Genomic DNA, 18,162 nt, shown 5'->3' on the forward strand with positions numbered 1-18,162 from the left:
TCCCGCCGGCAACAGCCGGTCAACGGGAGATCGATGCCGTCAGAACGTCAGTTCCTTCACCTGGCGCACGAGCGGCAGGTTGCCGATGGTGGCGAGCACCTCGGCCGGGATCGGGCCGTCGACCTCGACGAGGCAGATGGCGTCCTGCCCCTGGGCGAGGCGGCCGAGATTGAAGGTCGCGATGTTGACGCCGGCGGTGCCGAGGGTGGTGCCGAGCGCGCCGATGAAGCCCGGCTTGTCCTCGTTGGTGACGTAGAGCATGTGCGGCGCGAGTTCGGCATCCATGTTGATGCCCTTGATCTGCGTCAGGCGTGGCTTGCCGTCCGAGAACACCGTGCCGGCGACCGAACGCTCCTGGCGGTCGGTGACGACGGTGAGCTTGACGAGGCTTTCATGGGTGCCCTGCTGCTCGCGGCGCACCTCGTCCACCACGATGCCGCGCTCGCGCGCGATCACCGGGGCGGAGACCATGTTGACGTCCTGCAGCAGCGGACGGAACAGGCCGGCGAGCGCAGCCGACGTCAGCGCCTTCACGTTCATCCCCGCGACCGCGCCGATGAACTCGATGCGCACGGCCTTGAGGCTGGTCTCGGTGAGCTGGCCGGCGAAGGAACCGAGCTGCTCGGCGAGCTTGACGAACGGCACCAGCTTCGGCGCCTCTTCGGCCGAGATCGACGGCATGTTGAGGGCGTTGGTGACGGCGCCGGTCAGAAGATAGTCGGCGATCTGCTCGGCGACCTGCAGGGCGACATTTTCCTGGGCTTCCGAGGTGGCGGCGCCGAGATGCGGCGTGCAGACCAGGTTCTTCGCGCCGAACAGCACGTTTTCCTTGGCCGGCTCGACGGTGAACACGTCGAACGCGGCGCCGGCGACCTTGCCGGAATCGAGCGCGGCGCGCAGCGCCACCTCGTCCACCAGCCCGCCGCGGGCGCAGTTCACGATATAGACGCCGTCCTTCATCTTCTCGATCGCCGCGGCGTCGATGACGTTCTTCGTCTTCTCGGTCAGCGGGGTGTGGAGGGTGATGAAGTCCGCACGGGCGAACAGGGTGTCGAGATCGACCTTCTCCACGCCGAGATCGAGCGCGCGCTCGACCGACAGGAACGGATCGAACGCAATCACCTTCATCTTCAGGCCGAGGGCGCGGTCGGCGACGATGGAGCCGATATTGCCGCAGCCGATGATGCCGAGGGTCTTGGAGGTCAGCTCCACGCCCATGAAGCGGTTCTTCTCCCACTTGCCGGCCTGGGTGGAGACGTCGGCGGCGGGAATCTGGCGGGCGACCGCGAACAGCATCGCGATGGCGTGCTCGGCCGTCGTGATCGAGTTGCCGAAGGGCGTGTTCATCACGATGATGCCCTTGGCGGTCGCCGCCGGGATGTCGACATTGTCGACACCGATGCCGGCGCGGCCGATCACCTTGAGATTGCCGGCGGCGGCGATGATCTTGTCGGTCACCTTGCTGGCCGAGCGGATCGCAAGGCCGTCGAACTGGCCGATCACGGCGGCCAGCTTGTCCTTGTCCTTGCCGAGCTCAGGCTCGTAGGTGACGTCGATGCCGCGATCGGTGAAGATCTTCACGGCGGCGGGGGAGATCTGGTCGGAAATCAGAACCTTGGGGGCCATCGGCCGCATTCCTTCGAAGGATGAGCTGGGGGCCGCCGCCTCTGGCGCGGGCATCATGCTCCGCGCGGGGCCGCCCCGCCTCGCCTCCCCCGGTCGCCGGGGGAGGAATGATGTCGTCTGGAAACGGGACGCGGACGCCGCGTCAGGCGGCGACGTCGAGCGCGGCCTTCTCGGCGGCGAACGCCCAGTCGAGCCACGGCAGCAGCGCCGCGACGTCGGCGGTCTCGACCGTCGAGCCGACCCAGATGCGCAGGCCCGCGGGGGCGTCGCGATAGGCGCCGATGTCGAACGCCACGCCTTCCTTGTCGAGCCGGCCGACCAGCGTCTTCGCGAAGGCGTCCTGGCCCTTGGCATCGAGCGCGGCGATCTTGGGATCGACGATCTTGAGGCAGACGCTGGTGTTGGAGCGCGTCGCCGGCTCCACCGCCAGGAAGTCGATCCACGGCGTCGCCTTCACCCAGGCGTCGACGGCCGCGAAGTTGCGGTCGGCGCGCGCGGTGAGGCCGCCGAGGCCACCTTCGGCCTTCGCCCAGTTCAGGGCGTCGAGATAGTCCTCGACGCACAGCATCGAGGGCGTGTTGATGGTCTCGCCGACGAAGATGCCTTCGTTGATCTTGCCCTTGGCGGTCAGGCGGAACACCTTCGGCAGCGGCCAGGCCGGCACGTAGGTCTCCAGCCGCTCGACGGCGCGGGGCGACAGGATCAGGATGCCGTGGGCCGCCTCGCCGCCGAGCGCCTTCTGCCAGGAGAAGGTGACGACATCGAGCTTCGGCCAGTCGAGCACCTGGGCGAACGCCGCAGAGGTGGCGTCGCAGATGGTCAGGCCCTTGCGGTCGGCGGGAATGAAATCGGCGTTCGGCACGCGCACGCCCGAGGTGGTGCCGTTCCAGGTGAACACCACGTCGCGGTCGAAATCGATCTGGGCGAGATCCGGCAGTTCGCCGTAGGGCGCCTTGATGGTGCGGGCGTCGGCGAGCTTGAGCTGCTTCACCACGTCGGTGACCCAGCCTTCGCCGAACGATTCCCAGGCGACCATGTCGACGCCGCGGGCGCCGAGCAGCGACCAGAGGGCCATCTCGACGGCGCCGGTGTCGGACGCGGGAACGATGCCGATGCGGTAATCGGCGGGAACCTCGAGCACCTCGCGGGTGAGATCGATGGCGGCCTTAAGCTTGGCCTTGCCGATCTTGGCGCGGTGCGAGCGGCCGATGGCGGCATCGCTCAGCGCTTCCAGCGTCCAACCGGGACGCTTGGCGCACGGGCCCGAAGAAAAATGGGGATTTGCCGGCTTCGTGGCCGGCTTGGCGAGAACGGTCATCTGGCTACCCTTTCAGATAGGCGCCCCTCGGTGGGGAGGGGTGTCCCGCCGCCGCTGCTACTCCTGCGGCCCCGCCGGGTCAAGCGCGCCGCACACGACTAGCGCGCCGGCAATGCAGCCTCATGACGGTGTCGGGACGGGCGCAACACCGCGCCGCCGCTCGCGGATCGGGCGCGAACCGCGACATTCTGGCACATCACTGGTCGAGCCGGTAGCGAAGCCCGATCCGCACCTCCTGGCGGGCGATGTCACGCGCCTCGCCGGGCCTCGGGCCGCCGGTCTTGATGTCGCCGAGGCCGAGATAGCGGTAGCCGGCATCGAGGCTCAGCGCCTCGGTCAGCCGCATCGCGACGCCGGCACTGCCCTGCCAGGCGAAGTTCCAGGCGTCGTTGGAGGCGATCGGCACGATCTGCCGGTTTCCGAGCGAGATGCCGCCGGAATCGAGGGAGAGGTGCGCCATGCCGATGCCGCCGCCGATCCAGGGCGTGAAGCGCCCGAAGGTCGGGAGGTCGATATAGGCGTTGGCGAGCACGGCGAGCGAATCGACGTCCGCCTCGGCCCGCAGGCGCCCGGCGCACGGCAGGCACGCGCGCGTCGCCTCCACCTGCCCCGGAAAGCCGTAATCGACCGTCAGGTCGGCCCGCAGCCACTGCGACCAGCGCAGCCCCGCGCCGAGGCCGAAGCTGCCGGCGGGCGCAGAGCTGGCGTCGACGCCCTGCGATTGCGCCCACGCGCTCGCGAGCGGGCTGCGCATCCTGACGCTGCCGATCTTCAGGAAGGAAACGCCGCCATCCATTCGCGCATAGAAGCCGAAATCGTCCGGCACTTCCGGCAGCATGTCCGCGGTGTGCTCGAGTTCGGGCGGCTCGCCGAGATCGCGCGCCGTCGCGGCCGCGGCCGGCAGGCAGGCGAGAAGGGCGAGGAAGAGGCGGGCAATACGCATGCGGCAACGGTTCCGGCGAAGCGGGCGCAGGCGCGCGCCCCGCTCCACTGTCGCCGGCAACCGTTAAGACCGCATTAACCGTGTTTGTTAACCACGGATATTAACCTCTTGCGGCCCGGTTCCTCCCGCGAGCCGCCTCACGCCGCCGCGCGGCCGACCGCGTCGACGATGTCGTCGACCACGCTCGCGAGCAGGCCCGCATCGTCCGCCTCGCCCATCACCCGAATCAGCGGCTCGGTGCCGGAGGGGCGGATGACCAGCCGGCCGCCGGCGCCGAGGCGGCCGGTGGCCTCGTCGATCACCGCCTGCACGGCGGGGCTTTCCAGCGGCTTGCCGCCCTGGATGCGCACGTTCTTGAGGATCTGCGGCACCGGCTCGAACCGGTGGCAGACCTCCGACACCCGCTTGCCGGTGCGCGCCACCACGGCCAGCACCTGCACCGCCGCGATCAGGCCATCGCCGGTGGTGGAATGGTCGGACAGCACGATGTGGCCGGATTGCTCGCCGCCGATGTTGAAGCCGCCGGCGCGCATCTGTTCGACCACGTAGCGGTCGCCGACGCGGGTGCGGACGAGATCGAGCCCGAGGCTGCGCAGATAGCGCTCGAGGCCGAGATTTGACATCACGGTCGCCACCACGCCGCCGCCGACGAGGGTGCCTTCCTCCTGCCAGGACTGGGCGATGACGGCGAGGAGCTGGTCGCCGTCGACGATGTGGCCGCGCTCGTCGACGATGATGACGCGGTCGGCGTCGCCGTCGAGGGCGATGCCGATATCGGCCCGCACCTCGCGCACCCGCTCGCACAGCGCCTCCGGGTCGGTGGAGCCGCAATGGTCGTTGATGTTGAAGCCGTCCGGCTTCACGCCGATCGGGATCACCTCGGCGCCGAGTTCCCACAAGGCGGTCGGCGCGACCTTGTAGGCGGCGCCGTTGGCGCAATCGAGCACGATGCGGATGCCGTCGAGGCGCATGTCGCGCGGGGCGGTGCGCTTGACGAACTCGACATAGCGGTCGATGGCGCTGTCGACGCGGGTGTTGCGGCCGAGCGCGTGCGGCGGGGCGAGCCGCGGCGTGAGATCGGCGTCGAGCATCTCCTCGATCTCGGCTTCCAGCTCGTCCGAAAGCTTGAAACCGTCGGGGCCGAAGATCTTGATGCCGTTGTCGTCGAACGGGTTGTGTGAGGCCGAGATCATCACGCCGACATCAGCGCGGAGCGAGCGCGTCAGCATCGCCACCGCCGGGGTCGGCACCGGGCCGGTCTGGAACACGTCGAGCCCGACCGAGGTGAAGCCCGCGACCAGCGCGGTCTCGATCATGTAGCCGGAGAGGCGGGTGTCCTTGCCGATCACGGCACGGTGGCGGTGGCCGCCCCGGCTGAAGGCGAGCCCGGTCGCCATGCCGATCTTGAGGGCGACGTCGGGCGTGATCGGCCAGCGATTGGCCTTGCCGCGGATGCCGTCTGTGCCGAAATAGCGTTTCGTCATTCCAAACCTCGCGCCGGTGCCGCGCGCCCGCATGCCCTGCGGCCGTCGCGCGCCGGCCTCGTCAACCGGAAGGCCCCTGCCCTCGCGGACGGAGACCGATGCCCTCGCGGGCGGAAAACCCGTCCCCGCCGGCCAGACAACCCACGCCCGCCGGGCGGGCGGAGGCCCGCACAATCGGCAACAAATACGTCCATCGCGGCAGGCCGCACCAGCCGCACGGCATCAATTTGTGTGTATGTGTGTTGCAAGCCGGCTGCGGACATGGCGCATATCGCCTTCGAAGCGATCCGGACGACGCGGAGAAGCTCAGGCCGGTGACACGGACGCGCACAGGGAAAGGCCGTCGTGCGGACAGGACATCGCCCGGGGCCGCGCGCGACCGCCGCGAACGGCGCGCGTCGAAGACGATCCTCAGCGCAACGCCCGACACCCCGTATCGCTGACCGCGTATCCATGACCAAGAAGACTGCCAAGACAACCGCCAAGGCAACCGCCATGACGAAGAGCTCCGCGACCATCACCACCATCGGCCTCGATGCGGACGACACGCTCTGGCACAACGAGACCGTGTTCCATTTCACCGAGGGCCGCTTCAAGGACCTGCTCGCGCCCTATGCGGCGCCGGAGGCACTGACCGAGCACCTGATCGCGGTGGAGCGGCGCAATCTCCGGCGCTACGGCTACGGTATCAAGGGCTTCACCCTGTCGATGCTGGAGACGGCGCTGGAGATCACCGACCACCGCCTGCCGGCCTCCGCCGTGGCGTCGATCCTGGAATTCGGCCGCGACATGCTCGACCATCCGGTGGAGCCGCTCGACGGCGTCGCCGAGACCCTCGCCGCCCTCGCCGCGGACTATCGCCTCGTGCTGATCACCAAGGGCGACCTGATGGACCAGGAGCAGAAGCTCGCCCGCTCCGGCCTCGGCGATCATTTTTCCGGCGTCGAGATCGTCAGCGAGAAGACGGCCGAGACCTATCGCCGGGTGTTCGCCCGCCACGGCACCGCCGCTGGGGAAGGCGCGATGGTCGGCAACTCGCTGCGCTCGGACGTGATCCCCGCGCTGGAAGCCGGCCATTTCGGCATCCACATCCCCTACCCGCTGGTGTGGGCGCTGGAACACGCCGAGCCCCCCGCCGCCTCGCCGTTCTTCGCGAAACTCGACGCCATCGCGGAGCTGCCGGGGTGGCTGACGGGGCGGAGGGGGTGACGGATTTCCGGACCCAGACGAAAACGGCCAATCGGGGTCCCGTCTCGCCCCTGCGATCGCGACAGCCTCCATCGGATGCCGGGGCATGGCGATCCCGGTCGCGGATCGCGAGCTCGCTTGCACGCCGCGCCCGTGCTTTCTGCCTATCGAGGCATCACTCGCCGCCAAAACTGCAGCTTATTCATTCTTAAGGCGCCGCCTGCGCCGCGTTAGTCTTCCCTGCGGGGAGGCTCGCAGCGAAAGAGGACGAAGGTGCGCCATTTCGATAGCGATACGCTGGCCGCGCTGGTCGCGGTCGCGGATTTCGGCAGCTTCACCGCCGCCGCCGAGCATCTCGGCAAGACGCAGGCGGCGGTCAGCATGGCGGTGGCGCGCCTGGAGGAGCGGCTCGGCAAGAAGCTGTTCGAGCGCGGCCACCGGCGGGTCACTGCCACCGTCACCGGCGAATGCCTGATCGGCTATGCCCGGCAGATCCAGACGATCGAGGCCGAGGCGCTGGAGGCGGTCGCCGACCGCGTGACGGAGAGCCGGGTCCGCCTCGGCATGCCCGACGATTTCGTCGGCTCGATCGGCGAGGCGCTGCTGCACCGCTTCAGTCCGCAGAATCGCGCGCTCTACATCGACCTCACCTGCGACTTCTCGCGCAAACTGCGGCTGATGATGAACAACGGCGAACTCGACGTCGCCATTGTCACCCAGGCGCCGGAGGACCCGCCGGATTCGGTGTTCCGCTACGAGCGGCAGGTCTGGTGTACCGGCCCCAACGGCCATCCGGAGGACGAGGAGGTGCTGCGCCTCGCCATGTTCTCCGACGACTGCTCGGCCCGCCCGCGCGTGTTCGCCACGCTGGACCGCGCCGAGCGCCCCTGGCGGCTCGCCCACACCTCCTCCCATGTCAGCGGCATCCATCTCGCCGTCGCCTCCGGCAGCATGCTGACCGTGCTGCCGGAATCCGCGGTGCCGGCGGGATGGCGCTGCCTCGGCGAGGCGGACGGTCTGCCCGCTTTGCCGGCTCTGCCGCTGGTGCTGCTGGTCAGCCGCAGCGAGCGCCTCGCCGCCCGCCAGCTCGCCGCCTTCCTGCGCCGCGAATTCGCCCGCGCCCGCGAGCCGGGCGTCGAAACCGTCGGCTGGATCGAGGGCGCGGAGCGGGACACGCCGGCCAGAAATAAAGCGGGCTTATGAAGGCATAAGAACTTGTTGCCCGGCCTTGTCCTACCGGCGATTGACGCTGTCGGCACCGCAGGATCACACTGTCACCAACTCGTCATCGAGGGCTGTCTTCGGCGGCAATAGAACGCCACGTTCGGCATGCCCATCGGATAGAACGATTCCCGGGCGGAAACTCCGAAGGTTCATCTGATTTCAGCGGGTGCGACATCTGGAGACGACTATGCGCCTTGACCGCAGGACTTTCATCGCCGGCGTAGCCGCCGCCTCCACCTTCGCGATTACCGGGCGCGCCTCGGCCGCCACGACGCTGAAGGTGGCGCACTCCTCCCCCGAGGACAGCCTCATTCAGCAGGCCCTCGTCAAGTTCAAGGCCGATGTCGAGGCATCGACCGGCGGCAGCGTGAAGGTCACGATCTTCCCCAACGGGCTGCTCGGCGACGAAGGGCCGGTGTGCGAACAGGTCGGCGACGGTTCGATCGACATGGGCCTCGGCGGTGTCGTCGACGCCATCGACCCGCGCCTCAACGTCGTCTCGCTGCCGTTCCTGTTCGACAGCTTCGCCAAGGTCCACACCGTGCTGGACGGCCCGATCGGCAAGGAACTCGTCGCCATGGCCCCGCCCAAGGGCTACGAGATCGTCGGCGTGCTGGATTCCGGCTTCCGCAGCTTCACCAACTCGAAGCACCCCATCGTGAAGCCCGCAGACATGGCGGGCCTCAAGCTCCGGACGCCGCCGATCCCGGTCGCCATCGAGACCATCAAGACGCTCGGCGCGCTGCCGCAGGCCATTCCCTATGGCGAGGTCTACACCTCCCTGCAGAGCGGCGTGGTCGACGGTGCCGAGCCGGAGCTGCGCGATTTCTACGACGCCAAATGGTACGAGGCGCAAAAGTACCTGTCGCTGTCCAACTACATGTGGATGGCCAACTGGTGGTACGCCAACAAGGCCAAGCTCGACAGCCTTTCCCCCTCCGAGCGCAAGGCGGTGACCGACGCCGCCGCGGCCACGCAGGCCTGGTACCGCACCGCCATCGCCGGGGCCTATGACGGCATCATCGTGAAGCTGAAGGAGAAGGGGCTCGAGGTGAACGCGGTCGACACCGCGCCCTTCGCGGCCATGGTCGGCCCGGTCTACGAGACCTTCTCGAAGGAATACGGCGCCGATCTCGTCAAATCGGTGCGCGACGCGGCGGCGAAGGCGTGAGCGCGCCCGCCGTGCCGGGCCGGAGCGTGTTCGCCCGGCTCGGCCGCGCCCTGCATCTCGGCCTGACCTGGGCCGGGATGCTGGCGCTCGTCGTGCTGCTGGCCTCCACCGGCCTCGGCGTCGTCGGCCGCTATTTCCACATCCAGGGCGTCACCTGGTCGTTCGAGATGCTGTCGATCATGTTCCTCTGGATCATCGCGGTCGGCACCGTGCTGGCCGAGGTCTCCGGCGAGAACGTCTCGGTGGACGGCACCAGCAGCGACCGCGGGCCGCTCTTCCGCACCTATCACGCGGTGGTGCTGCTGCTCGTTTCCGCCGCGCTGATCCGCAGCGGCTACGCGATGCTCGGGCGCACCGGCTACATGCCGACGCCGGTGATGCGCATCCCCTCCTGGACCATGCAGGGCATCGTCATCTTCATGGGCGTGTGTCTCGGCGTCATCGCGCTGCTGCGCCTGTTCCGAATCCTGCGCTAGAGCGCTTTCCGGTCTGATGAGCTCATCCCATCGGCAGGAAATCGCTCCAGATTCAGAGGCTTGAGCATATCCTCGCCGGTCGGACCGGTTCGCTCCGAACGGGATATGCGCCAGACGCCGAAAGATCCGCATGACCCTTCTCGTTCTCTTCGGCGTGTTCGCGCTCACGCTGTATTCCGGCGTGCCGGTCGCCTGGTCGATCGCCATCTCCTCCCTCGCCGTCATCGCGGTCGGCCTGGTGCCGCTGCCGCCGGCCTGGTTCGCCCAGCAGGTGTTCAACGGCGCCAATTCCATCGCGCTCGCCGCCATTCCGCTGTTCCTGGTCGCCGGCGGCATCATGAACGAGGGCGGACTGACGCGCCGCATCATCAATCTGTGCGACGACCTGTTCGGCCGCATCCGCGGCGGCCTCGGCCTCGTCAATGTGGCCACCTGCATGGTCTATGGCGGCATCACCGGCTCGGCCTCCGCCGATACCGGCGCCGTCGGTTCGGTGATGATCCCGGCGATGACCGAGCGCGGCTATCCGAAGGACTTCTCCGCCGCGGTGACGGCCGCGGCCGGCACCCTCGGCATCATCATCCCGCCCAGCGTGGTGATGATCATGTACGGCGTCATCACCAACACCTCGATCGGCGGCCTGTTCGCGGCCGGCATCATCCCCGGGCTGATGCTCACCGTCACCTTCATGCTGACGGCCTACTGGATCGGCGTGCGCGAGAACTTCCCCAAGTCCGACACCCGTCCGACCGTGGCATCGTTCTCGAAGCACCTGTTCCGCGCCCTGCCGGCGGTGCTGATGCCGGTCGGCGTGCTCGGCTCGATGCTCACCGGCATCGTCACCCCGACGGAAGCCGCCTTCGTGGCGGTGGTGTGGGCGGTGGTGGTCGGCGGTCTGCTCTATCGCGAGATCAGCTGGGGTAAGTTGTGGAAGGTCGGCGACGAGACGGTGAAGCTGACCGGCGCCATCATGATCATCATGGCGGTCTCGGTCCCCTTCTCCTGGATCCTCACCGTCGAGGAAGTGCCGCAGTGGACGGCAGGTCTGCTGCACGACCTCGGCGCCGGCTATGTCGTCACCACGCTGCTGATCATCCTGCTGCTCACCTTCGTCGGCACCTGGGCCGATCTCGGCCCGACGCTGATCATCCTCGCTCCGATCGTCCACCCCATCGGCCTCGAAGTTGGCCTGCAGCCGTACCAGCTCGGGCTGATCTTCGTCATCTCCGGCGGCATCGGGCTGTTCACGCCGCCCGTGGGCACCAACATCTTCGTCGTCTGCAACATCGCCAAGATCGGCGTGAACCCGGTCACCCGGCGGCTGATCCCCTTCTTCATCAGCAGCAACATCTGCCTGTTGGTCGTCGCCTTCGTGCCGGCCACCACCGAATGGCTGCCGAAACTGCTCGGCTTCTGACAAGCCGTCGATAGCATTGGAGTAATTGAGATGAACGCACTCACGGTGCCGTTCGGCGTGTCGAGCCGTGCCCGCAGCCTGCCGCCTCTCGACGGCAAGGGCTTCACGGTCGCCCGCAGCCAGGGGGCCCGCCTGTTCGACACGGAAGGCCGCAGCTTCGTCGATTACGGCATGGCGATGGGCGCCACCCTCGTCGGCCACGCGCATCCCGAGGTCGTCGAGGCCTGCACCAAAGCGCTCGAAAACGGGCCGATGCCCGGTTTTCCCAACGACATCGAGGAGGCGGCGGGCGCCGCGCTCGCCCGCATCGGCGGTGCCCGGGTGACGCGGGTGACCTTCACCACCACCGGCACCGAGGCCGTCCACCTCGCCTGCCGCATCGCGCGCGCCAATACCGGCCGGCGGCTGATCGCCAAGGCGGTGGGCGGCTATGACGGCTGGTTCGACCCGGTGCGCTTCGGCCTTGTCGAATCCGCCGAGGCCGAGCGCACCAACGAGCGCCCGGTGAAGGAAGACACCACGCTGTTCCGCGTCAACGACATCGGCGATCTCGACGCGCTTTTCGAGGAGATGGGCGGGGATCTGGCCGCCATCCTGGTCGAGCCCATGCTCGGCAACACCGGTTGCCTCGTTCCCGAGCGCAGCTTCTTCGAGCATCTGACCCGGCGGGCGCGGGAAAACGGCACGATGATCATCGCCGACGAGGTGATGGTCGGCCTTCGGCGCGGGGTGAAGCTGGTGTCCGAGGATCTCGGCCTGATGCCCGACCTCGTCACCCTCGGCAAGGCCATCGGCAGCGGCGTACCGGTCGCCGCGGTGCTCGGCACGCCCAAGGCCTTCGAGGTGGTGGAGGACGGCACGGTGCCCTGCTTCGGCACCTATCACGGCAACCCGCTCGTCGCCTCGGCGGTGCTGGCGACGATGAAGCTCCTGGAAGACCAGAGCCACTACACCCGCCTGTTCGACTGGGGCGCCGCGCTGCGGCGCGCGGTCGAGGACGCCTTCGCCGCCGAAGGCATCACCGCCATCACCACCGGTTTCGACAGCGTGTTCTCCCTCTGGTTCACCGACAAGGCGCCGCGCGTCTATGAGGAGGCGAAAGCCAAGGTCCGCCCGGAGGCGACGAAGCAGGTGAGCGACAGCCTGCGCCGCCATGGCGTCGTCGGCCTGCCCTCGCCCTGGGGGCGGTACTTCATCTCGCTCGCCCATGGCGAAGCCGAGATGGAGATCACCGTGAATGCCTTCCGCGAGGCCGCGCGCGATCTCGCCAGATCGGGCCTCAAGGGATGAGCGCCGAGACATCAGAAGCGCCGGTCCGCGTGCTGGTGACCGGCGCCAGCCGCGGCATCGGCGCCGCCATCGCGCTGCGGCTCGCACGGCAGCATGGCGACCGGCTGCGCATCGCCATCACCGGCCGCTCCCATGGCGGGGCGCTCGCCGGGGTCGCCACCGAGATCGCTGCGCTCGGTGCCCGCGTCGCCCCGCTCGCCGGCGATCTCGCCGATGAGGACGTGCCGGCACGGCTCGTCGCCGAGGCGACGCAGGCTTGCGGCGGTCTCGACGGCGTCGTTGCCAATGCCGGTGTTGCCGGCCCCGCGCCGCTCGCCGGGCTCGCGCTTGCCGAATGGGACCGGCTGTTCGCGGTCAATGTCCGCTCGGTCTGGCTGCTCGCCAAGGCCGCGCATCCGCATCTCGCCGCCAGCCGGGGGGCCTTCGTCGCGGTCGCCTCCGCTTCCGGCATGGCGCCGCATCCCGGCATGGGCGCCTATTCGGCCAGCAAGGCGGCGCTCATCATGCTGTGCCGCCAGCTGGCGCAGGAATGGGCGCCGGCCGGCATCCGGGTGAACAGCGTCTCACCCGGCATGATCCGCACCACGCTGACCGAATCCATCTACCGCGATCCGCAGGTCGCCGCCGAGCGCAACCGCATCGTGCCGCTCGGCCGTGTCGGTGAGGCGGAGGACGTCGCCGGCACGGTGGCGTTCCTGCTCGGCCCGGAGGCGGGCTTCATCGTCGGCCAGAACATCTGCATGGATGGCGGCTACACCGAATCCGCCCTCGGCCGCATTCCCGGCCTGCCGCGCCCGGTCTGAGGACAGCGCCGTGTCCTGCCTGCCGACGCGCCGCGAGCGGCCGGTGCTCTTGCGGATCCTGCCGATCTCCTTCGTCAACTTCTGCACCTATCTCGGCGTCGGCGTGCCGCTGGCGGTGCTGCCGGCCTATGTCGTCGACGAACTCGGCTATGGGCCGGTGCTGGCCGGCCTCTCGGTGAGCAGCCAGTTCCTCGCAACCGTGGTGACGCGCTCGCTGGCCGGGCGCATGTCGGATGCTATCGGCGCCCGCCGCACCGTGCTCTACGGCCTCGTGGCCGCGCTCGTCGCCGGCCTTCTTCTCACCGGCGCCGGGGCGTTGCAGGCCATGCCGCTCCTCGCCTATGCGGCCATCGTGGCGAGCCGGCTGCTGCTCGGCTTCGGCGAAAGCTGCTCCGGCACCGCCACCATCACCTGGAACATCGGCCGCGTCGGCATCGCCCATACCGCGCAGGTCATGTCGTGGGGCGGGGTCGCCGCCTATGGCGCCATCGCGGCGGGCGCGCCGATCGGCGGGATCGCCTTCGGCGCAGCCGGCCTGTGGGGCGTCGGCCTCGTCTCGGTGCTGGCGCCGCTCGTCGGCCTTGCCGTCGCGCTCGGCCATGGCGAGACGTCGATCATTCCCGGCGCGCGTGCGAAGGCCGGCCGCACGCTGGCGCTGGTGCTGCCCTTCGGCGCGGCGCTGACCCTCGGCGCCATCGGCTTCGGCGCCGTCGCAAGCTTCGGCGGGCTGATGTTCCTCGCCGCCGGCTGGAAGGGTGCCTCGCTGCTGGTCTCGGTGTTCGGGCTGTGCTTCGCCGGCTCGCGCGTGCTGTTCGGCGGCCAGATCGACCGCGTCGGCGGCTTCACCGTCGCCGCCCTCGCCCTCGGGCTGGAGACGCTCGGCCTCGGGCTGATCTGGCTCGCCTGGGCGCCGCTGCCGGCCCTGCTCGGCGGCGCGCTGGCCGGGCTCGGTTTCGGCATGGTGTTTCCCTCGCTCGGTATCGAGCTGATGAAGCGCGTGCCGGCCGCCAGCCGCGGCGCCGCGCTCGGCCTCTACACCGTGTTCCTCGATCTCGCGCTGGCCGTGACCGGGCCGCTGGCCGGCCTGGTGCTTGCCTGGCTGGACTATCCCGGCATCTTCGCCGCCTGCGCGCTGTGCGCCGCGGCGGGCACCGGCATGGTTGCCGTCTGCCGGACCGCGCGCGGGCGGCCGTCCACGGCCATCCCTTGAATGCCGCTCTTTCTGACGCTATCTTGCGTCAATATGAGTGGACTGAGACAAGGGGTCGATGTCATGGGCCTCGCCCAATATGCCGATGACGGCCTTTTCGCGCCGCGGCGGATCGCGGAAGCCTTCCGGACGACGAGCGAGGAAATCGCCCGCACGGCCGGCCTCGGCAAGGATGCGATCCAGCGCCGCGACCGGATTCGGTCGGACAGGACCCAGCGCCGACTGCGCGAGATGATCGAGGTCATCAACAAGGTCGAGCCGCGCTTCGGCTCGGCCCTGATGGCCTATGCCTGGTACCGCTCGGAACCCCTGTCGGGATTCTCCGGGCAGACGGCGATGCAGCTCGTGCGCAGCGGCCGGGCCGACGACGTGCTGGATTATATCGACGCTGTCGACGCTGGAATTCACGCCTGATCACCCTGCACCATCACGGCAAGCTCTACCGCGCCCTGAACCCCATCCATGCCCGGGAGCCGCTGTCGGGGCGCGGCGCGGCGTTGTATGGCGGACGCTTCAATCCGAAAGGCGTGCCCGCGCTTTACACCTCGCTGTCGATCATGACGGCGCTGCGTGAAGCGAACCAGGTCGGCAATCTCCAGCCGACCACGCTCGTCGCCTACGAGGCGGAGATCGAAGGCCTGTTCGATTGCCGGGACGACGCTGCGCTGGCGGCCGTGGAGATGGATGCGGCGGCAATTGCCGACATGACCTGGCGGGATCAGATGAAGCGCAGCGGCGAAGCGAAGACGCAGTCGCTCGCCCGCCGCCTCATCGGCGCCGGCTATAACGGCCTGCTGGTCCGCAGCTTCGCCCCGGGCGCCCGCGCGGAGGATTTGAATCTCGTTCTCTGGCGGTGGGGAGACGACCGCCCGGCCCGGCTCGTTCTGATCGACGACGAGAACCGCCTGTCGCGCTGACGGGTTCAGCGGGCTTTTCCGCCGAACACCTCGCGCCGGGCATCAATGTGCCAGCTCCTTCAGGACAAGACGCAAAGTCCATATCCCTTCAACTGCGCTCTTCGAACAAGCCCTATTCCCCCATCGCCCCGATCTCCATTGAAAGGGCGGCCGTGCGCCGTTCACGACATAATCGCCGACGATGCGATCCTTGTAGATGCGTGGATTGTGCGAGCTGAGCGTGCGCGCATTTCCACTCGTTGCCGCCGCCTGCATTGCGGTCGTTGATCAGCAACCGGCGGGCGGCGCCTTCGAGTGCCGGAGGCACCACGAGGAGGTTCGGCCGCACCGTGAGAGGCGAGCCGTCCCGCTTGAAGCGAGCCATCATTGCAGCGCGGGCCGCCTCGTAGTTCGCGGATGTCAGCTCGGCCTTCGGGCAATAAGCGAGCTGCCACATGCCGAAGCCAGCGTTGCAGCGGCCATCGGTCCCGAAGGTGAACTTGTTGCGGCGGAATACGCTATCGTCCGTCAGGCTGCTGAGAGACGTGAAGGCAAACTTCCGCCGCGGCTGATAGATCAGCGGCCAGGAGGCCGCCGACCAGCGTCTCGATGAAGAAGGACATGACGGAGCCTCAGTGGACCCTGCCGAGATAGGCGGCGATGACCTCGGGGTTGCGTCGGACGTCCTCCGGCGTGCCGTCACCGACCTTGCGGCCGTAATCGAGCACCACGACGTGGTGGGACAGCCCCATGACGACGCCGATATCGTGCTCGATCAGCACCACGGTGGTTCCGAAGGCCGCGTTGGCGTCGCGGACGAACCGGCTCATCTCCCGCTTCTCGTCCTGGTTCATGCCGGCCATCGGCTCGTCGAGCAGCAGAAGGCGGGGCCGCGCGACGAGCGCCCGGGCGAGATCGACGCGCTTCTGGATGCCGTAGGGCAGCGTCGAGACGAGGAAGGTGCGCCCGACGCCGAGCCGAGCCGAGCCGCGCCGCCTGACCGGGGCGGAAGCGCACGAAGCGATGCCCGTCGAGCACGACGTCGCCCCCGTCGGCGCGGTAGATGCCGTTGATGACGTTGAGGAGCGAACTCTTGCCCGCTCCGTTCGGCCCTATCAGGGCGCAGATTTCGCCGCGCTCGACCGCGAAGCTGAGCGCGTTCAGCGCCTTGATGCCCTGGGGCTTTCCGATCTGAGGGAATCATCAGATCGACCAGAAATCGCTCCAGATTCAAAAGCTTGAGCATATCCTTGTCGTTCAGATCGATCCGATCTGAACGGGACATGCCCTTGAACGAGAGCGAGACGTTCTCAAGCCTCAGGATCGGGTCCGCCATCGCCTCAGCCCTCGACCGTCTCGGGCACCGGGGCGGACGCGCGGGCCGCGGCCTCGCGGCGCTTCACCGCCTCGATGTCGCGATAGCGGTCGGCGGGGTGGGACGCCGGAAGGTAGGGGCCGGCCCCGAACAGCTTTTCCCTCAGCGTGCCCGGACGATAGGCCGTCGGATACACGCCGCGGCGCTGCAGCTCCGGCACCAGATAGCCGACCACGTCCTCGAACGTCTCCGGCGTCACGGCATAGGCGAGGTTGAAGCCGTCGACGTCGGTCTCCGCCACCCATTGTTCGAGAATGTCGGCGACGGTGGAGGGCGAACCCACGAACACGGGACCGACGCCGCCGATCCCGCCCCACGCCGCCAGTTCCTCGATGGTCCACGACTTCTCGCCGCCGGCGAACGTCTCCACCATCGAGATGATGGCGTTGGTCTCGACCTTGCGGACGAGATCGGTCGGCGCGTACTGGCCGAAATCGATGCCGCTCCAGCCCGACATGAACACGAGGGCGCCGTCATAGGAGGCGTGGGACTGGTATTCGCGGAACTTCGCCTCGGCCTTCTCGTCCGTCTCGTCGACGATCAGGGTGACGAGGTTGTAGACGTAGATCTTGCGGGGATCGCGCCCGGCGGCGGCGGCCTGGCGCCGGATATCGGCGACATAGGCCTTCAGCACGGACTTGATCGGGGACGAGACGAAAACGCACTCGGCGTGCTCGGCGGCGAATGTCTTGCCGGCCCCCGACGCGCCGGCCTGATAGAGCAGCGGCGTGCGCTGCGGCGAAGGCTCGCTGAGGTGATAGCCCGGCACCTCGAAGAACCGGCCCTTGTGGCCGATCTCATGCACCTTCGACGGATCGGTGAAGACGCCGCGCTCGCGGTCCCGGACGACGGCGCCCTCCTCCCAGCTGCCCTCGAGCAGCTTGTAGAGCACCTCGACATATTCGGCCGCGACTTCATAGCGGTTGTCGTGCCGCCGCAGGCCGCCCTGGCCGATATTCTTCGCGCCGCTCTCCAGATAGGACGTGACGATGTTCCAGCCGACGCGGCCCTTGGTGTGGTGGTCGGCGGTGGCGATGCGGCGGGCGAACGTATACGGGTGCTCGAACGAGGTCGAGGCGGTGATGCCGATGCCGAGATGCTCGGTCGCGAGCGCGATCGGCGCGGCGAGCTGCAACGGGTCGTTGACCGGAAGCTGCGCCGCCTCGCGGATGGCGTGAAAGTTGCTGCCCTTGTAGACGTCGTAATAGCCGATAACGTCGGCGATGAAGATGCCGTCGAAGATGCCCCGCTCAAGCGTCCGCGCGACATCCTGCCAATAATCGAGGTCCTTGTATTTCCACGATCTGTCGCGCGGATGCCGCCACAACCCGGGCGACTGGTGGGCCACGCAATTCATGTCGAAGGCATTGAAGCGGATCTGGCGCGTCATCTCGAAACCCGGAACTGGCCCGATCGCCGGGAGGGCCGTCGGGACTGGGCTCGATCATGGACGGATGGATCACATCAATACAGTTCGTTTATAGCCTAAATAGACCAAAAAGTGAGAAATCTGTTCCCCTCACCCGGGCCGCCGCGGGAGAACGCGCGATGACCCGCAGCCCGCTGCGCTCGGACGTCACGAGCGGAGGCCGGCCCTTCGGCATCCACATCTCAATCCGCTGGTGTGGGCTGGGAACACGCGCCGAGCCCTCGCCTCGCCATTCTTCGCGAAACGCGACGCCATTGAGGATTTTGCCGGGGTGGCTCAGTGGAAGGCGGAAGTGAGGGGGAACGTGCTCAG

The 18,162-nt window shown here is 68.3% G+C and carries 15 protein-coding genes and 3 pseudogenes; 10 read left to right on the forward strand and 8 right to left on the reverse strand.

The features are described 5' to 3' along the window. Positions 1 to 39: 39 nt before the first annotated feature. The 4 genes from serA to glmM all read right to left on the reverse strand — a co-directional run bounded on the left by serA (position 40) and on the right by glmM (position 5,371). Positions 40 to 1,626 (reverse strand): phosphoglycerate dehydrogenase, encoded by a 1,587-nt coding sequence (serA, locus tag BUF17_RS07045; protein WP_073626909.1) that lies wholly within the window; start codon positions 1,624 to 1,626, stop codon positions 40 to 42. Between the two features lie 142 nt (positions 1,627 to 1,768). Next, positions 1,769 to 2,944 carry a phosphoserine transaminase gene (locus BUF17_RS07050; RefSeq protein ID WP_073626910.1) on the reverse strand — a complete coding sequence of 392 codons (1,176 nt, stop codon included), beginning with the start codon at positions 2,942 to 2,944 and terminating at the stop codon, positions 1,769 to 1,771. A gap of 196 nt (positions 2,945 to 3,140) precedes the next feature. After that, positions 3,141 to 3,887 carry an outer membrane protein gene (locus BUF17_RS07055; protein ID WP_073626911.1) on the reverse strand — a complete coding sequence of 249 codons (747 nt, stop codon included), beginning with the start codon at positions 3,885 to 3,887 and terminating at the stop codon, positions 3,141 to 3,143. 137 nt (positions 3,888 to 4,024) lie between these two features. Continuing rightward, complete coding sequence (gene glmM / locus BUF17_RS07060) at positions 4,025 to 5,371, reverse strand: phosphoglucosamine mutase (RefSeq protein WP_073626912.1); 1,347 nt, start codon at positions 5,369 to 5,371, stop codon at positions 4,025 to 4,027. Positions 5,372 to 5,866: 495 nt separating this feature from the next. Here glmM and BUF17_RS07065 point away from each other — a divergent pair, with 495 nt between their 5' ends. The 10 genes from BUF17_RS07065 (at position 5,867) to BUF17_RS07110 (ending at position 15,067) form a co-directional block, all read left to right on the forward strand. Next, a complete protein-coding gene (locus BUF17_RS07065) occupies positions 5,867 to 6,580 on the forward strand; it encodes an HAD family hydrolase (protein ID WP_073627265.1) in 714 nt (237 codons plus the stop codon). 252 nt (positions 6,581 to 6,832) lie between these two features. Further along, on the forward strand, positions 6,833 to 7,762 hold the full coding sequence (locus tag BUF17_RS07070) for a LysR family transcriptional regulator (protein WP_073626913.1): 930 nt from the start codon (positions 6,833 to 6,835) through the stop codon (positions 7,760 to 7,762). Between the two features lie 208 nt (positions 7,763 to 7,970). Further along, positions 7,971 to 8,954: a TRAP transporter substrate-binding protein gene (locus tag BUF17_RS07075; RefSeq protein WP_073626914.1), complete on the forward strand. Its 984-nt coding sequence runs from the start codon at positions 7,971 to 7,973 to the stop codon at positions 8,952 to 8,954. Beyond that, the gene (locus BUF17_RS07080; RefSeq protein ID WP_244530793.1) at positions 8,951 to 9,430 is read left to right on the forward strand and encodes a TRAP transporter small permease; all 480 of its coding nucleotides are present in this window, start codon (positions 8,951 to 8,953) and stop codon (positions 9,428 to 9,430) included. The genes BUF17_RS07075 and BUF17_RS07080 overlap by 4 nt, the downstream gene beginning before the upstream one ends. Positions 9,431 to 9,560: 130 nt before the next feature. Then, positions 9,561 to 10,847: a TRAP transporter large permease gene (locus BUF17_RS07085; protein ID WP_073626915.1), complete on the forward strand. Its 1,287-nt coding sequence runs from the start codon at positions 9,561 to 9,563 to the stop codon at positions 10,845 to 10,847. 30 nt (positions 10,848 to 10,877) lie between these two features. Continuing rightward, a complete protein-coding gene (locus tag BUF17_RS07090) occupies positions 10,878 to 12,137 on the forward strand; it encodes an aminotransferase class III-fold pyridoxal phosphate-dependent enzyme (protein ID WP_073626916.1) in 1,260 nt (419 codons plus the stop codon). Continuing rightward, complete coding sequence (locus BUF17_RS07095) at positions 12,134 to 12,940, forward strand: SDR family NAD(P)-dependent oxidoreductase (RefSeq protein WP_073626917.1); 807 nt, start codon at positions 12,134 to 12,136, stop codon at positions 12,938 to 12,940. The genes BUF17_RS07090 and BUF17_RS07095 overlap by 4 nt, the downstream gene beginning before the upstream one ends. Positions 12,941 to 12,950: 10 nt before the next feature. Further along, complete coding sequence (locus BUF17_RS07100) at positions 12,951 to 14,150, forward strand: MFS transporter (protein ID WP_175563634.1); 1,200 nt, start codon at positions 12,951 to 12,953, stop codon at positions 14,148 to 14,150. Positions 14,151 to 14,213: 63 nt separating this feature from the next. Further along, positions 14,214 to 14,564: an antitoxin Xre/MbcA/ParS toxin-binding domain-containing protein gene (locus BUF17_RS07105; protein WP_073626918.1), complete on the forward strand. Its 351-nt coding sequence runs from the start codon at positions 14,214 to 14,216 to the stop codon at positions 14,562 to 14,564. 5 nt (positions 14,565 to 14,569) lie between these two features. Continuing rightward, on the forward strand, positions 14,570 to 15,067 hold the full coding sequence (locus BUF17_RS07110) for an RES family NAD+ phosphorylase (RefSeq protein ID WP_073626919.1): 498 nt from the start codon (positions 14,570 to 14,572) through the stop codon (positions 15,065 to 15,067). Between the two features lie 42 nt (positions 15,068 to 15,109). On the opposite strand, the pseudogene BUF17_RS23195 reads toward BUF17_RS07110, so the two are convergent. The 4 genes and pseudogenes from BUF17_RS23195 to BUF17_RS07125 form a co-directional block, all read right to left on the reverse strand. Beyond that, positions 15,110 to 15,298 (reverse strand): annotated as a pseudogene (locus tag BUF17_RS23195) (hypothetical protein); the annotation flags it as partial. A 28-nt stretch (positions 15,299 to 15,326) separates the two neighbouring features. Further along, a pseudogene (locus tag BUF17_RS07115) lies at positions 15,327 to 15,749 on the reverse strand (Mu-like prophage major head subunit gpT family protein); the annotation flags it as partial. Then, a pseudogene (locus BUF17_RS07120) lies at positions 15,679 to 16,237 on the reverse strand (ABC transporter ATP-binding protein). The pseudogenes BUF17_RS07115 and BUF17_RS07120, both read right to left, overlap by 71 nt. Positions 16,238 to 16,386: 149 nt before the next feature. Next, entirely contained in the window at positions 16,387 to 17,811 is a 1,425-nt protein-coding gene (locus BUF17_RS07125; protein WP_073626921.1) for an LLM class flavin-dependent oxidoreductase, read from the reverse strand. Positions 17,812 to 18,162: the final 351 nt, after the last annotated feature.

Source organism: Pseudoxanthobacter soli DSM 19599, from assembly GCF_900148505.1.
In the GTDB taxonomy this organism is placed as follows: Bacteria; Pseudomonadota; Alphaproteobacteria; order Rhizobiales; family Segnochrobactraceae; genus Pseudoxanthobacter; species Pseudoxanthobacter soli.

Bases quoted from the DNA above. Each gene is read 5' to 3' on its own strand.
- BUF17_RS07105 (WP_073626918.1), top strand. From the start codon at position 14,214: ATGGGCCTCGCCCAATATGCCGATGACGGCCTTTTCGCGCCGCGGCGG.
- BUF17_RS07065 (WP_073627265.1), top strand. From the start codon at position 5,867: ATGACGAAGAGCTCCGCGACCATCACCACCATCGGCCTCGATGCGGAC.
- BUF17_RS07095 (WP_073626917.1), top strand. From the start codon at position 12,134: ATGAGCGCCGAGACATCAGAAGCGCCGGTCCGCGTGCTGGTGACCGGC.
- glmM (WP_073626912.1), bottom strand. From the start codon at position 5,371: ATGACGAAACGCTATTTCGGCACAGACGGCATCCGCGGCAAGGCCAAT.
- BUF17_RS07085 (WP_073626915.1), top strand. From the start codon at position 9,561: ATGACCCTTCTCGTTCTCTTCGGCGTGTTCGCGCTCACGCTGTATTCC.
- BUF17_RS07125 (WP_073626921.1), bottom strand. From the start codon at position 17,811: ATGACGCGCCAGATCCGCTTCAATGCCTTCGACATGAATTGCGTGGCC.
- serA (WP_073626909.1), bottom strand. From the start codon at position 1,626: ATGGCCCCCAAGGTTCTGATTTCCGACCAGATCTCCCCCGCCGCCGTG.
- BUF17_RS07050 (WP_073626910.1), bottom strand. From the start codon at position 2,944: ATGACCGTTCTCGCCAAGCCGGCCACGAAGCCGGCAAATCCCCATTTT.
- BUF17_RS07075 (WP_073626914.1), top strand. From the start codon at position 7,971: ATGCGCCTTGACCGCAGGACTTTCATCGCCGGCGTAGCCGCCGCCTCC.
- BUF17_RS07090 (WP_073626916.1), top strand. From the start codon at position 10,878: ATGAACGCACTCACGGTGCCGTTCGGCGTGTCGAGCCGTGCCCGCAGC.
- BUF17_RS07055 (WP_073626911.1), bottom strand. From the start codon at position 3,887: ATGCGTATTGCCCGCCTCTTCCTCGCCCTTCTCGCCTGCCTGCCGGCC.